The sequence below is a fragment of the Flavobacterium hercynium genome (assembly GCF_002217285.1).
In the GTDB taxonomy this organism is placed as follows: domain Bacteria; phylum Bacteroidota; class Bacteroidia; order Flavobacteriales; family Flavobacteriaceae; genus Flavobacterium; species Flavobacterium hercynium.
Window position 1 is genome coordinate 43,379 of record NZ_MUGW01000020.1, and the last position, 14,950, is coordinate 58,328.

Annotated in this window: 12 protein-coding genes; 8 read left to right on the forward strand and 4 right to left on the reverse strand. The window is 34.1% G+C overall.

What is annotated here, in order from left to right:
* Positions 1–37: 37 nt before the first annotated feature.
* From B0A66_RS10080 to B0A66_RS10095, 4 genes are all read right to left on the reverse strand, one after another.
* Positions 38–1,192, reverse strand: a complete 1,155-nt coding sequence (locus B0A66_RS10080) for a 5-(carboxyamino)imidazole ribonucleotide synthase (protein WP_089049737.1) — start codon at positions 1,190–1,192, stop codon at positions 38–40.
* Positions 1,193–1,335: 143 nt separating this feature from the next.
* Positions 1,336–1,893 carry a hypothetical protein gene (locus B0A66_RS10085; protein WP_089049738.1) on the reverse strand — a complete coding sequence of 186 codons (558 nt, stop codon included), beginning with the start codon at positions 1,891–1,893 and terminating at the stop codon, positions 1,336–1,338.
* A gap of 25 nt (positions 1,894–1,918) precedes the next feature.
* A complete protein-coding gene (locus B0A66_RS10090) occupies positions 1,919–3,910 on the reverse strand; it encodes a TonB-dependent receptor family protein (protein ID WP_244283424.1) in 1,992 nt (663 codons plus the stop codon).
* A gap of 283 nt (positions 3,911–4,193) precedes the next feature.
* Positions 4,194–5,468 (reverse strand): PQQ-dependent sugar dehydrogenase, encoded by a 1,275-nt coding sequence (locus tag B0A66_RS10095; RefSeq protein WP_089049739.1) that lies wholly within the window; start codon positions 5,466–5,468, stop codon positions 4,194–4,196.
* A 186-nt stretch (positions 5,469–5,654) separates the two neighbouring features.
* On the opposite strand from B0A66_RS10095, the gene hpt reads away from it, so the two are divergent.
* The 8 genes from hpt (at position 5,655) to radC (ending at position 14,950) form a co-directional block, all read left to right on the forward strand.
* Entirely contained in the window at positions 5,655–6,185 is a 531-nt protein-coding gene (gene hpt / locus B0A66_RS10100; RefSeq protein WP_089049740.1) for a hypoxanthine phosphoribosyltransferase, read from the forward strand.
* Between the two features lie 81 nt (positions 6,186–6,266).
* Positions 6,267–6,839, forward strand: coding sequence for an adenylate kinase (locus B0A66_RS10105; protein ID WP_089049741.1), 573 nt, complete (start codon positions 6,267–6,269; stop codon positions 6,837–6,839).
* A 202-nt stretch (positions 6,840–7,041) separates the two neighbouring features.
* Positions 7,042–8,316, forward strand: a complete 1,275-nt coding sequence (locus tag B0A66_RS10110) for a hemolysin family protein (RefSeq protein WP_089049742.1) — start codon at positions 7,042–7,044, stop codon at positions 8,314–8,316.
* A 131-nt stretch (positions 8,317–8,447) separates the two neighbouring features.
* Positions 8,448–9,449, forward strand: a complete 1,002-nt coding sequence (gene obgE, locus B0A66_RS10115) for a GTPase ObgE (RefSeq protein WP_089049743.1) — start codon at positions 8,448–8,450, stop codon at positions 9,447–9,449.
* A 180-nt stretch (positions 9,450–9,629) separates the two neighbouring features.
* Positions 9,630–11,774, forward strand: a complete 2,145-nt coding sequence (locus B0A66_RS10120) for a S46 family peptidase (protein ID WP_089049744.1) — start codon at positions 9,630–9,632, stop codon at positions 11,772–11,774.
* A gap of 70 nt (positions 11,775–11,844) precedes the next feature.
* Positions 11,845–12,561 carry a tetratricopeptide repeat protein gene (locus B0A66_RS10125; protein WP_089049745.1) on the forward strand — a complete coding sequence of 239 codons (717 nt, stop codon included), beginning with the start codon at positions 11,845–11,847 and terminating at the stop codon, positions 12,559–12,561.
* Positions 12,562–12,597: 36 nt separating this feature from the next.
* A complete protein-coding gene (locus tag B0A66_RS10130) occupies positions 12,598–13,953 on the forward strand; it encodes a UDP-N-acetylmuramate--L-alanine ligase (protein ID WP_089049746.1) in 1,356 nt (451 codons plus the stop codon).
* A 307-nt stretch (positions 13,954–14,260) separates the two neighbouring features.
* Entirely contained in the window at positions 14,261–14,950 is a 690-nt protein-coding gene (gene radC, locus B0A66_RS10135; RefSeq protein ID WP_089049747.1) for a RadC family protein, read from the forward strand.

Consider the following 14,950-nt stretch of genomic DNA (forward strand, 5'->3'; position numbering starts at 1 on the left):
TAGAATCTTTTAATTTTTAAATTTTTAAATCTTCCAATTATTGACTAATCACTTTAATCGTATTTTTAACTTGTTCTGCGATTTTACGGGCTTCCGTCATGTTCTCGTTTACGATTGTTACGTGACCCATTTTTCTAAAAGGGCGTGTTTGTTTTTTACCGTAAATATGAGGAGTAACACCATCCCATCCTAAAATAGTTTCGATGTTTTCATATACCACATCACCAGAAAAACCTTCTGCACCAACTAAGTTTACCATAACTCCGGCAACTTTACTTTCTGTATTTCCCAACGGAAGATCTAAAATAGCGCGTAAATGATTTTCGAATTGTGACGTATAACTTGCTTCGATAGAATAGTGACCTGAATTGTGTGGGCGAGGAGCAACTTCATTCACTAGAATTTCATCTTCTATGGTTTGAAACATTTCAACAGCAAGAAGACCAACATGATTAAATTTCTCTGAAACGTTCAAAGCAATTGCTCTAGCTTTCTCTGCTACTTTTTCGTCAATTCTTGCCGGGCAAATAACATATTCCACCTGATTCGCTTCCGGATGAAATTCCATTTCTACAACCGGATATGTTTTTATTTCTCCTGATGGATTTCTTACCACAATAACGGCCAATTCATTTTTGAACGGAACCATAGTTTCTGCAATACATTCTACATTAGGTAAATCATCCATATCAGAAATCTGACGAATGATTTTCACACCATTTCCGTCGTATCCAAATTCAGTACATTTCCATACAAACGGAATAGTGATTTCGCTATTTCCAACTGATTTTTGTAGATGTTCCGGATTGTCAAAACGTAAAAATGCTGCAGTCGGGATATTGCTTTCGGTATAGAAGGCTTTTTGAACTCCTTTATTCTGAATTCCTTTTAACGTTTTTGGAGAAGGATACACTTTTACACCTTCTTTCTCTAATTGAGTCAAAGCTTCAAGATTAACCAATTCGATTTCAAACGTTAATACATCAACTTGTTTTCCAAAGTTGTAAACCGTTTCATAATCCATCAAATCACCTTGGAAGAATTTATTGCAGGCAATTTTACTCGGTGCTTCGTCACTTGGATCTAAAACATAAGTTTGTATATCAAATTTTCGTGTGTCAAACAAAAGCATTTTGCCCAATTGTCCGCCACCTAATATTCCTAATTTAAAATCAGAAGAAAAATAATTCATTGTAGTTGTGTTTTTGCAAAGATACTTTTTAATCTTTTTTTTGCCACGAATTTCATGAATTTCATTGTTTTTTTCGTGCTTCGATTTTAAGTAGACAATTAGAAACGTTTTTTAGATACAATTTTGGATAATTTTAGGAAGATTTAAAATTTTTCGATCTTCTTCAATACCTCTTTAGCGACAGCTTTGTAAGCAGCAGAATGATTTGCATAGTCTTTGTTCAGGATAATTGCCAATTCTGGATGGATCCAGTCATAATAATTCCCTAAAAGATACAGTGTTCTTATCGAATAAGCCTTTGGTGCAACTTTCACATCGTTGATTAACCAGTCAAAAGAAGTTTCAATACAATGCTGAATGTTCTCTTCAGAAAGTAAAATGCCTGTTTCTTCCTTTTTATAATGCGATTTTACTAATAGCTGAACGACTTTGGCAATTGGGCGGATCGCACTTTCATTTTTCAAAACTTTCAAATTCGAACAGAAAAAATCAAGATGAGGTTGCAGCCAGCTCAATTCTTCATACGATACAAATTCAAGAATCCAACAAGCCTTATGATTGTCTTTATAAGCAGAAGAAAAGCAAATAGAAATCAACTCACTAAAAAGCGAAGGATTTTCTAAAACTTCCTGTGCTACCATTAATCGGCTTTCTCTGCATGGTTTTACATAATCAAGTTTCTGTTGTAGTTCTGTGCTCATTTTTACTGCGTTTGTAATTCAGCATCTAAAATAAATAATTTAATGAAACCGTTCCGTAATAATTTACAGGAAGTCCTGGATAATAATATCGTGGACTGGCATTTCCCACGGCAACAGCATTAGGTAAAATTAAGGAAGCATATTTTTCATTGGTCACATTATTAATACCAAAAGCAAAATGACTTGTTAGGTTGGGGATAATCTCAAAACGATAACCCGTTTTTACATTAATAATAGAATAAGAATCAGAATAAGCTGTGTTAGCATCATTCATCGGAATCTCATCTACAAATTGATAATCGGCAGAAAAATACAAACCCATTTGACTGTTCAGAGTAACGCCGGCATTGATTTTATTTGCTGCCACACCGGTAAGTTTGTTGCCTGAATAATCATTTCCATTATCAACAAAATTCACAAATTCATATCTTCCAAGCGAAGTTGCTGCAAAAGAACTCAACGTCAGCGTACGATTTAGCTGCCAATTATGTTTGGCAATAAACTCAATCCCTTCGTGCAATGTTTTACCGGCATTAGCTCCTTCATATTGATCATCGCCAATTCGTTTAGCAACAAGTAAATCTTTAATCTCCATTCGGTACAAAGACAATTCCGTGTAAAGATTTTTATTAAAGAAATAGAATTTACCACCAACTTCAAAATTATAACCATTTTCAGGCTTGATGTCTGAATTAATAGTTCCGTTGCTCGTTAAAGTTTCCTCAGTAGAAGGAAGCGAAAAACCACGACTTGCTGAAAAATAAACCGTTTGTTCCGTATTCGGTTTATAGAGCAATGACATTTGAGGCGAGAAAATTCCGTTATAGCGATATTTCTCCGTTGTATTATTAGCGTCCGCCAAAATGTTAGTCAACTCAAATTGCGTTTCATTATAATTAAGTCCAGCCTGAAATTCAAATTTCTCCGATAATAACGATCTGATCTGCGAAAAAACATTGTAGAAAAAACGTTTCTGATCCGTTTCTGTCAATTGATTACCTTGTAAACTCCCCAAGCCATTATTTTGCTGATATAAATTTTGAAATGTATTTCCATTATAACGATCCGCAAAATATTCAATCCCCGCTATGAATTGATTTTTGATTTTTCCAATACTAAAATCCCCCGAAAACTGAGTTCGTGCTCCTGCTGCAAAAGTATATTGACGTAAAATGTCAAAAGGGCGAGGTTCGTTATTGTCTTTATAATTTACAAATATTGATGTGGCGTTATTCAAATGCTCATTGATTTTAAAATCATAGGCCAATCCTGCCAATGTAGATTTGTATTCTTTAAATCCTTTAGAAGCTACCCACGTTGCAGCTCCTGATTTTGGATTATTTTCAAAAGCTTCTTTTGTAATCGAACTCGGAATGAAAGCTTTTAGATACGTATAATTCGAGAAGTAAGTAAGCTTGCTGTTTTCCTTTTTAAACAATTCAACTGCAAGCGTAATTCCCTCACGATCATAAGCGCTGTTTTCCCGCCAGCCATCCGTTTTCAGTTTATGATAGTTAATGTTTAGGCTAGAACTCTTATTGGTTAAACTGTAATTCAGATTGTTTTTTAATAATCCGTAAGAGCCATAAACGGTACTAACTCCTGCCGTTTGGCCGTTTGATTTTGAAAGTTGAGGCAAAACTAAAATAGCGCCACCCAAACCAGCGCCGTAAATACTAGATAGCGGACCTTTGATAACCTCAATCTGACTCACATTTTCTAAGTTAATATCATCGATAACCGTTTCACTATTTCCGGACGTTAGCGGAATACTTCCGTAAAAAGCCCTTATTTTATTAGTGCCATACGGTGTTCTCGCACCAATACCACGAATAGAAATTCGCGTTGTCGTTAAGTTTGATGATTGCATCAATACACCCGGAATTGTATTAATTACAGTAGTTATATCGGTAGTATTATTTTGAAGAAGTTCTTTTTTTGATAAAACACCAATACTTGCCGGAGTGTCGAGCAAATTATTATTTATGTGAAGAGTACTAATAAAAACTTCATCCAATTTTTGAGTTTTTACAGAATCAATAGTTTTGCTTTTTTTTTCTTGTGCTCTAGTATGTTGGAAAACACAACACACAAAAAAAAGAAAACAATATTTTTTTAAAATCATAAAAAGGGTTTGTTGAAACATGAAAAAAAATTAAGCGCAGAAGACGCAAAGTTTTTTGAGATTGTTTTGTGCAGTTTTCTCGCAAAGTCGCGAAGACGCAAAGTTTCTATTCTCTTTGCGACTCTGCGACTTTTCGTGATAAAAAAAAATAAAGCTTTGCGACTAAAATTATAATTTACTTATTCGCCGCTACCTTCCAAATCGTATTTCCACTATCATCATTTACAAGCAATGATCCGTCATTCATAACCGTTACAGCAACCGGACGTCCATAAACTTCAGCTTTGTCAGCATTGGCAATAAATCCGGTTAAAAAATCTTCCGGTTTCCCACTAGGTTTTCCGTTGGTAAACGGAACAAAAACCACTTTGTAACCCGATATTTTGGCGCGGTTCCAAGACCCATGCTGACCAACAAAAGCACCATTTTTATATTTAGCAGGAAAAGCAGCTTTATCATAAAATGCCAATCCTAACGAAGCAGTGTGCGCACCAACAGAAACATCCGGAACAATAGTTTTAGCAACCAAATCTTTTCGTTGTCCTTTTAATCTCGGATCCGGAATACTTCCAAAATAAGAATAAGGCCAGCCGTAAAATCCATTAAGTTTTACACTCGTAATATAATCCGGAACCAAATCGTCACCCAATTCGTCACGTTCATTTACCGCAGTCCAAAGTTCATTGTTAGCAGGATTCCAATCCATCCCAACAGGATTTCTAAGTCCCGCAGCGTAAATTTTCTCGCCGGTTCCGTCAGGATTAATCTCTAAGATATTAGCACGACGTACCTCTTTATCCATACCGTTCTCACCAACATTACTTCCAGAACCTACAGAAACATAAATTTTAGTTCCGGCATCATTCGCCAATAAATTTCTAGTCCAGTGATTGTTGTATCCACCAGCAGGAAGCTCAAGAATTTTTTCGCCTTTAGTTTCCAATTTCAAAGGATTGTTACTATACGGATAACGATACAAGCCATCTGTATTAGCCACATAAAAAAAGTTTTTTAGAATAAGCATACCATAAGGCTTGTTTAAATCTTTAAGAAATACTTCTCGGGTTTCAAATTTCCCGTCTTTATCAGTATCGCGCAACACCGTGATTTGGTTTTTGCTTGATCTCGTACCACTTTCTACAACAAAAATATCACCATTAGGACCAATATAAGTCGAACGCGGATTCTCGAAACCATCTGCAAATTTCGTAACTGTAAAACCTTCAGGAGCTGTCGGTGTTTTTCCTTCTGACCAGCCAATCACTTTACTGTTATTTGATTTAGATTCTGTTGCATAAGGAGGAGGAAGTGTAATATCGCCAACAGCAGTTTTAACAACATTTGCCGGTTGTGCGGCTATAACCTCTTTGTCTTCTTTTTTTACCTGACCGTTGCAGGCAGTCAGTAATAATAATAAAGAACCTGCGAATATCTGTGTGGTAGTTTTCATTTCGGATTTTTGTTAAATATTTATCAAACAACAATTTAGTGATTTATAAAAAAAGGAGTTGTCGAAAAATGTAAACATTAACTGATATTTAACATTAACAAAAAACTCTTTTTTACAATAAAATTTGGTGCTCACAATTTGGTTCAAATTCTATATCTTTGTGCATTATTTTAAATACAAAAAATAATGATACAACTTCACGATAAACAATTTGTTCCATTTATTTCGGCGAAAGAAATTGATTTTGCATTAACGAAATTAGTAGCACAAGTCGAAGATGATTTTGGAGATGATACGCCTATATTTATTGGAGTTTTGAACGGAGCCTTTATGGTCGTGTCAGACTTCCTGAAAAAATACAAAAGTCCCTGCGAAGTGTCATTCATAAAAATGGCATCGTATGAAGGTACAGAATCAACAAATACAGTAAAAGAATTAATCGGAATAAACCAGGATTTGTCCGGAAGAACAGTTGTGATAATAGAAGATATTATCGATACAGGTAATACAATCGAAGAATTGAAAGTATTATTCAAACAACAAAATGTAAAACATTTTAAAATAGCAACATTGTTTTTCAAACCGGAAGCCTATAAAAAAGATATTAAAATTGACTATATCGGAATCAGAATTCCGAACAAATTTATAGTTGGTTACGGATTAGACTATGATGGTCTAGGCAGAAATTTGACAGAAGTTTACAAATTAGCCGAATAAATTTAAATAAAAACACACAACTAAATATTCATTTAAAACTTCTGATATAAAAATTAAGAAGTAGCAACACTCACTCATATTATGATTAATATTGTTTTATTTGGAAAGCCGGGAGCAGGAAAAGGAACTCAGGCAGAATTTTTAAAAGAAAAATACAAATTAACGCATCTTTCAACAGGCGATATTTTTCGTTTTAATTTAAAGAATGATACAGATTTAGGTAAAAAAGCAAGAGTTTACATGGATAATGGCGAATTAGTGCCTTGCGAAATTACAACAGCAATGTTAATTGATGAGGTGAACAAACACCTGGATTCAGATGGTTTTCTTTTCGATGGATATCCAAGAACATTAAATCAGGCAGAAGCATTAGATAAATTTTTGCCAACAATAGGATCAAGTGTTACAGCAACAATCGCGTTAGAAGCAGACGATGAAATTTTAGTAGCACGTTTACTGGAAAGAGGTAAAACAAGCGGTAGAGCAGATGATCAGGACGAAGACAAAATTCGTGTGAGATATCAGGAATACAACGAAAAAACAGCTCCATTAATTGGATATTACAAAGAACAAAATAAGTTTCATGCCGTAAACGGTATCGGAACGATCGAAGAAATTACAGAACGATTAACGTCAGTTATAGATAATTTGTAGAAGCTATTCCAGCTGTCGTTTCAAGTCCTCGCTAAAAAAACTATTTTTCTAACCATAAAACGGGCTTCCGCTGGTCGCTGTTTTTCGGCAAGAAAAATTAGTTTTTTTAGCTCCGGGCTTTTCTCTACCATCTGGGCTAAAAGAATAAAAAATAATACCATAAATAAACAACGAACCAAACAAATAACGAATCTACTATAAATTGGAAATACTAATAATATTTTTTCTAATACTATTAAATGGAGTTTTCTCCATGTCAGAAATCGCATTGATTTCGGCTAGAAAAAACCGACTGGAAACTGCCGCTAAAAAAGGAAACAAAAGTGCAAAAACAGCACTTGATTTAGCCAATTCTCCAAACAAATTTTTATCGACTGTACAAATCGGAATTACCTTAATCGGAATTTTAACCGGTATTTATAGTGGAGATAAAATAACAGTAGATGTAGAATCATTTGTTAGCGGATTTGCAGCTCTAAAACCATACGCACATTCTGTTGCAGTTGGAATTGTAGTTGTAGTTTTGACATTTTTTTCTTTAGTTTTAGGAGAGTTGCTGCCAAAACGTATCGGACTGAATTATCCGGAATCTATTGCCAAAATGGTAGCGCTTCCAATGAAAATAATTTCGATTATAACAGCGCCATTTATTTGGTTACTGACAACTTCGACAGATTTTTTATTGAATGTTTTACAAATAAAACCTTCTGCTGACGGAAAAGTAACAGAGGAAGAAATTAAGGCAATTATAAAAGAAGGAACAGAAGGCGGAGAAGTTCAGGAAATTGAACAAGATATCGTAGAACGTGTTTTTCATATTGGAGACCGAAAAGTCAATTCCTTAATGACACACAGAAAATCCGTAGATATGTTACCTCTGAATGCCGATAAAGCTAAAATAAAAGAATTAGTTTTAATGGATTTGCATACGTTCTATCCCGTTTATAGTGACAACTATGATGATATAGTAGGTATCGTATCACTAAAAAATATATTTGCCAATATCGAAAGCGATCATTTCGATCTGGCAGCAATAATGACAGATCCACCTTATTTGATGGAACAAACAACAGCTTACAAAGCTTTGGAAAATTTCAAAAGAACAGGCGTGCATTATGCGTTGGTTTCAGATGAATATGGAGTTTTTCAAGGAATCATTACACTAAATGATATTTTAGAAGCTTTAGTAGGTGATGCATCTGATTTTTACAAAGACGAATTTCAACTAATCGAAAGAGAAGATGGTTCATGGTTGGTAGACGGGCATTATTCATTACACGATTTCCTAACTTATTTCGAGTTAGACGAATTAACAAACGATTACGAAGTAAATACGGTTAGCGGTATGATTATGACTGAGCTTTCTCATATTCCAAAAGAAGGAGAAAAGTTAATCTGGCAAAAATTCGTATTAGAAGTAATCGATATGGACGGTGTAAAAATTGATAAAGTGTTGGTAAAAACACTTAAGGAATAAGAATAAAATAGTTTTCAGTCTGAGTTTGCACTGAAAATGAAGACTGATATAGAATACTAAAAACAATAGAATTTAGAAATAGGATTTAGAGCAATCTAAAATCTGAAATCTGAAATCTGAAATTCAAAACAATGACAGAAGGAAATTTTGTAGATTATGTTAAGATTTATGTTTCTTCCGGAAAGGGAGGAAAAGGATCTACACATTTACATAGAGAGAAATTTATTGAAAAAGGAGGCCCGGACGGAGGTGATGGTGGTCGTGGAGGACACGTATATTTAGTTGGTAATAGAGGTTTATGGACCTTGTTTCACTTAAAATTTGCTCGTCATATTAAAGCTGGTCACGGAGGTGACGGAGGAGGAGACCGTAGTACAGGAGCTGACGGAGAAGATAAATTTATCGAAGTGCCATTAGGAACAGTAGTAAAAGATAAAGAAACAGGAGAAACTTTATTTGAAATTACAGAAGATGGCGAAAAAAGAATTCTGTCAAAAGGAGGAAAAGGAGGATTAGGAAACTGGCATTTTAGAAGTTCTACCAATCAAACACCAAGATACGCGCAACCAGGTTTACCAGGTGTAGAAATGGATGTTATTTTAGAATTAAAAGTATTGGCAGATGTTGGTCTGGTAGGTTTTCCTAATGCAGGTAAATCAACCTTGCTATCAGTTTTAACTTCAGCAAAACCAAAAATTGCAGATTATCCTTTTACTACTTTAAAACCAAACTTAGGAATCGTAGCCTATAGAGATTATCAATCTTTTGTAATTGCTGATATTCCTGGAATTATTGAAGGTGCAGCAGAAGGCAAAGGTTTAGGACATTACTTCTTGCGTCATATTGAACGTAACTCAACATTGTTGTTTTTAGTTCCTGTTGATACACCGGATATCAAAGGAGAATATGATATTTTAGTAAACGAACTAACGAAGTACAATCCGGAAATGTTAGACAAAGAACGTCTTTTGGTGATATCTAAATGTGATATGCTCGATGATGAATTGAAAGCAGAATTGAAAACAGAATTAGATGTTGCATTTAAAGATATTCCATATATGTTTATTTCATCTGTTGCACAGCAAGGTTTAACAGATCTAAAAGATAAACTTTGGAAAATGCTTAATGAATAATAAAGTCAAAAAAGATTTTTATAATAAAAAGGTGTTCTATTTATGGAACACCTTTTTGCTTTTAATCCTGTTGAATTCGTAATGAAATACTAAAATTTCATGCACATGTGTATTTTTCGGATTTGTTGGAGTAATATAATTGTGAAAATGAGCTATATTCGCATGACTTAAACAAATGATATGAAAAAAATAGTTTTATTCTTGACCATGTGTCTGATGGCTTTTCCTGTAAGAGCCGATGAAGGAATGTGGTTTTTGATGTTTATCGAAAGATTGAACCATAGAGATATGGCGAAAATGGGCTTACAATTAACAGCCGAAGAAATCTACAGTATTAATAACCATAGTTTAAAAGATGCTATCGTGCAATTTAACGGAGGTTGTACCGCTGAAATTGTTTCTAAAGACGGATTAGTTTTAACAAATCACCACTGTGGATACAATGCAATAGCAGAACTTTCTACAGCAGAAAAAAATTACCTTAAAGATGGTTTCTGGGCAAAAGAAAGAACTGCCGAAATGAAACCAAAATCATTATTCGTTCGTTTCTTCGTGCGTATGGATGATGTTTCTAAAAGAATTTTATCTAAAGTAAACGATAAAATGACAGAAACAGAAAGAAATGCAATCATTCAGCAAGAAATAAGTCTTATTGAAAAAGAAAATAACGAAGGTGGAAAATATACCGTTTCTGTTCGTCCTTTCTTTCAGGGAAATGAATATTACTATTTCGTTTATCAGGATTACACAGACGTTCGTTTAGTAGGTACACCTCCGGAAAGTGTTGGTAAATTTGGTGGAGACACTGATAACTGGGAGTGGCCACGTCAAACAGGAGATTTCTCTATGTTTAGAGTGTACGCTGACAAAAGCGGAAATCCTGCAGCTTATTCTAAAGAAAACGTTCCTTTGCAGCCTAAACATTACTTACCGGTAAGTATTAAAGGAGTAAAAGAAAATGATTTTGCAATGATTCTTGGATATCCGGGAAGAACAAACCGTTGGATGCCAGCTGGCGGAATTGAGCAAAACGTAAAATTTGCTTATCCTGCTTGGGTTGAAGGTGCTAAAACCGGAATGGACCAAATGAAAAAGTATATGGATAAAGATGCAACTGTTCGTTTACAATATGCTTCTAAATATGCTTCAACTGCAAATTATTGGAAAAACCGTCAGGGAATGATCGATGCTTTAACAAAAGCCGGAACAGCGGATGCTAAAAGCGAACAAGAAGATAAATTTTACCAATGGGCTAATAAGCCAGCTAACAAAGAGAAATACGAAAACGTAATTCCGGCGATCAATGAGTATTACAGATCGACAAATGTAAAAGCGACACACGATAATTATTTAACACAGCTTATTCGTACATCTAGTTATGCATCAGGACCTGCTAATTTAGGAAACGCATTAATTGCTTATTTTAAAGAAAACGATGCTAAAAAAGCAGAAATGCTGCCAAAGATCAACGCAATGATCGAAAGCATTTATGGAAATTTCTATGCGCCTCTTGAAAAAGATGTTTTAGTAGCACAATTAAATCTTTATGCTTCAAAAGCTTCAGAATACGGTTTAGCAACACACATTGCTAAAATGAAATCACAAAACAACGGTGATTTTACTGCTGATGTAGCACAAGCTGCAGAGATTAGTTACTTCGCAACGAAAGAGAAGATATTGGCATTCATGGCTAACCCAAAACCATTAGCAATTGTACACGATCCTTTGTATATTATTTCTAATGATTTAATGACAAAATACCGTGCTAAGAGCGATGATCAAATTAAGTCTGATGACGATTTTGCAATCGCTTACCGTAAATTGGTAGAAGGTTTAAGAGAATCAAAATTAAACTCAATTCAATACCCGGATGCTAACTCTACTTTAAGATTAACTTACGGAAAAGTTCGTGCGTTACCGGAAGATCCTCGTAACGATGCTAAAATAAACAATTATACAACCATGGAAAGTATGGTTAAAAAGTATAAAGCAGGAGATCAGGAATTTGATTTGCCAGCACGTTTATTAGAGTTAAACAAAGCAAAAGATTATGGTCAATATGCTGATAAAGCGGGATACATGCCAGTAAACTTCTTAACTGATAATGATATTACAGGTGGAAATTCAGGTTCACCGGTTTTAAATGGAAAAGGAGAATTGATAGGTATTGCTTTTGATGGAAATATCGAAGCAATGGCTGGAGATGTTATCTTCGATTCTAAGTTACAAAGAACAATAAACGTAGATATTCGTTACGTACTTTGGATTATCGATAAATATGCTGGAGCTAAGAATATTATAGATGAACTAACGATTGTAAAATAATCCAACCGATTCTTAAAAATAGGCCCCGACAGGTTACAGAACTTGTCGGGGTTTTTTATATTTTTGAGATATGAAAAAACTGCTGACATTTTTTTTATTCCTGCCCATTTTAGTATGGTCACAGTCAAATTTTGAAAAAGGAGAAAAGTTATTTCATGATAAAAAATATGCAGAAGCACAAGTTTTGTTTGAAACAGTATTAAAAGTTAAACCTTTAGATATTAATACACTTGAATATCTGGGAGAAATTGCTGCACATAATAAAGCTTGGGTAAAGGGAGCAGAATATTTTAAAAAGCTTAAAGTTTTAAAACCATCAGAAGCGGATTATTTTTACAAATATGGAGGCTGTATAGCAATGCGGGCAACAGAAGTAAATAAATTAAAGGCTTTTGGAATGGTTGACGATATGAAAGAAGCATTCGAAAAAGCAATTGAGTTAAATCCAAAACATATTCCTGCAAGGTGGGCTTTAATCGAAATTTATTTGCAATTACCCGGTATTTTAGGAGGAAGCGAATCGAAAGCAGTTTCATATTCAAAAGAACTCGCACAATTTTCGCAAGTAGACGGTTATTTGTCTAGAGGCAGAATTGATGAATATTTTAAAAGATATACATTGGCAGAGAAAAATTATATAAAAGCAAATGAAATTGGCAAGTCAAAAGTTACATTCCAAAAATTATATAATTTATATTTGAATAAATTAAAAGATTCAAAAAAAGCAAAAGAATTAAAGCAAAAGTTTGAGTCAGAGTCATCAAATCTCAAAACTAAATCTAAATAACAATTAGATTTTAGAACTTATAAATAAGAATTTTAAATGAAAACACATTTCATAGCTATTGGCGGAAGCGCCATGCACAATTTGGCATTAGCGCTTCATAATAAAGGATATCATGTTACAGGAAGTGACGATGCTATTTTTGAGCCATCAAAATCAAGACTTGATAAAAAAGGAATTTTACCTGTGGAACTTGGATGGTTTCCAGAGAAAATAACAGCAGATATCGAAGCAGTAATTTTAGGAATGCATGCAAAAGCTGATAATCCGGAGTTGTTAAAAGCACAGGAATTAGGCTTAAAAATTTACTCTTATCCTGAATTTTTATACGAACAGTCAAAAAACAAAACTCGTGTTGTAATCGGAGGATCACATGGAAAGACAACTATTACTTCAATGATTTTGCATGTGATGCATTATCATAATATAGAAGTCGATTATATGGTTGGAGCACAATTAGAAGGTTTCGATACGATGGTGCATCTTACAGAAGAAAATGATTTCATGGTTTTAGAAGGCGATGAGTATCTTTCTTCTCCAATAGACAGACGACCTAAATTTCATTTGTACCAACCTAATATTGCATTGATCTCTGGTATTGCTTGGGATCACATTAATGTTTTTCCAACTTATGAGAATTATGTAGAGCAATTTGAAATTTTCATTGGTAAAATTACAAATGGAGGAATTCTGGTTTACAATGAGGAAGATGCTGAAGTGAAAAGAGTAGCGTTAGCAGCAACAAATCCGATACGCAAAATGGCCTATTCAACTCCAAAATATAGTGTTAGTAATGGTGTAACATTATTAGAAACTCCGGAAGGCGATATGCCAATTGAAGTTTTTGGAGGACATAATTTGAATAATCTTGCCGGTGCAAAATGGATTTGCCAAAACATGGGTGTGGATGAAGCTGAGTTTTACGAAGCAATTGCAAGTTTCAAGGGAGCTTCTAAAAGACTAGAAAAAATCGCTGAAGGAAAAGGTAAAGTAGCTTATAAAGATTTTGCACATTCACCAAGTAAAGTGGCTGCAACGACTAAAGCTGTTAAAGAACAATATCCGGACAGAACCTTAGTGGCATGTTTAGAATTGCACACTTATAGTAGTTTAAATGCCGAGTTTTTAAAAGAATACGAAGGTGCTTTGGAGTATGCTGATGTCGCAGTAGTTTTCTATTCTCCTGATGCTGTAAAAATTAAGCAATTAGAAGAAGTGACGTATGACCAAATTGCAAATTCTTTCAATAGAAAAGATTTGATCATCTATACGAATCCAGCAGAGTTTAAAGAATATTTATTCAATTTGAATCTTGATAATTCTGCTTTATTGTTAATGAGTTCTGGAAATTATGGAGGATTAAATTTTGATGAAGTAAAAAAACTGATCAATTAAAAAACTTTTGTTGTTACAATTATACTATGCCAATTGCAATCTCCAATTGGCATTTTTTTTGGCTTATTTTATCGTGTTTATAAAATAAATATATTTCCGTACACAAATTTTCTTAGTGCAATGTATTTTTCTTATTTTTCAAGAATATTAGCCTTTAAGTTTAAGTAAAATGAAGTTGAGAATAAAAGTTTTAAATGCAGGAAGTTCATGTAAAGGACTGTGTGTTATGTTGATAGAGAATAAAATACCTTCTAAAGATTTGTCAAACAGTATTTGTAGCAGCAAATCAATTAATTTAGAAAAATAGATGGAGGCAAATTATTTTCCAATAACAAATTGGTCAGAAGACGATCGACCACGTGAAAAATTAATGCTTAAAGGAAAGAATGCTTTAAGTGATGCAGAGTTAATTGCTATTTTAATAGGTTCGGGAAGTAGGAATGAATCAGCTGTCGCTTTGAGCAAAAGAATTTTATTGAGTGCGGATAATCTTAATGCACTGGGCAAAATGTCTATTACGCAATTAATGAATTTTAAGGGAATTGGAGAAGCAAAAGCAATAGCCATAATTGCAGCCTTAGAATTAGGTCGTCGACGTAGAGTAGAAGATACTGTAGCACTTGCAACAATAACATCAAGTAAGTTGGTTTTTGAAATAATGCAACCAATTATCGGTGAATTAGCTCATGAAGAATTTTGGGTGCTTTTTCTTAATAATTCTAATAAAGTAATTTCTAAAGCACAGTTAAGCAAAGGAGGTATAACTGGTACGATAGTAGATGTTCGGTTGGTTTTTAAGTTAGCGCTCGAAACAGGAGCTACTGGCTTGATTTTATGCCATAATCATCCCTCGGGAATTTTGCGTGCCAGTGACGCTGATAAACAGATCACAAAGAAAATAAGGCAGGCAGGAGAGAGCTTAGATGTTAAAGTTTTAGATCATTTGATTATTACTGAAACAAAATATTATAGTTTTGTAGATGAAGGAATTTTTTAA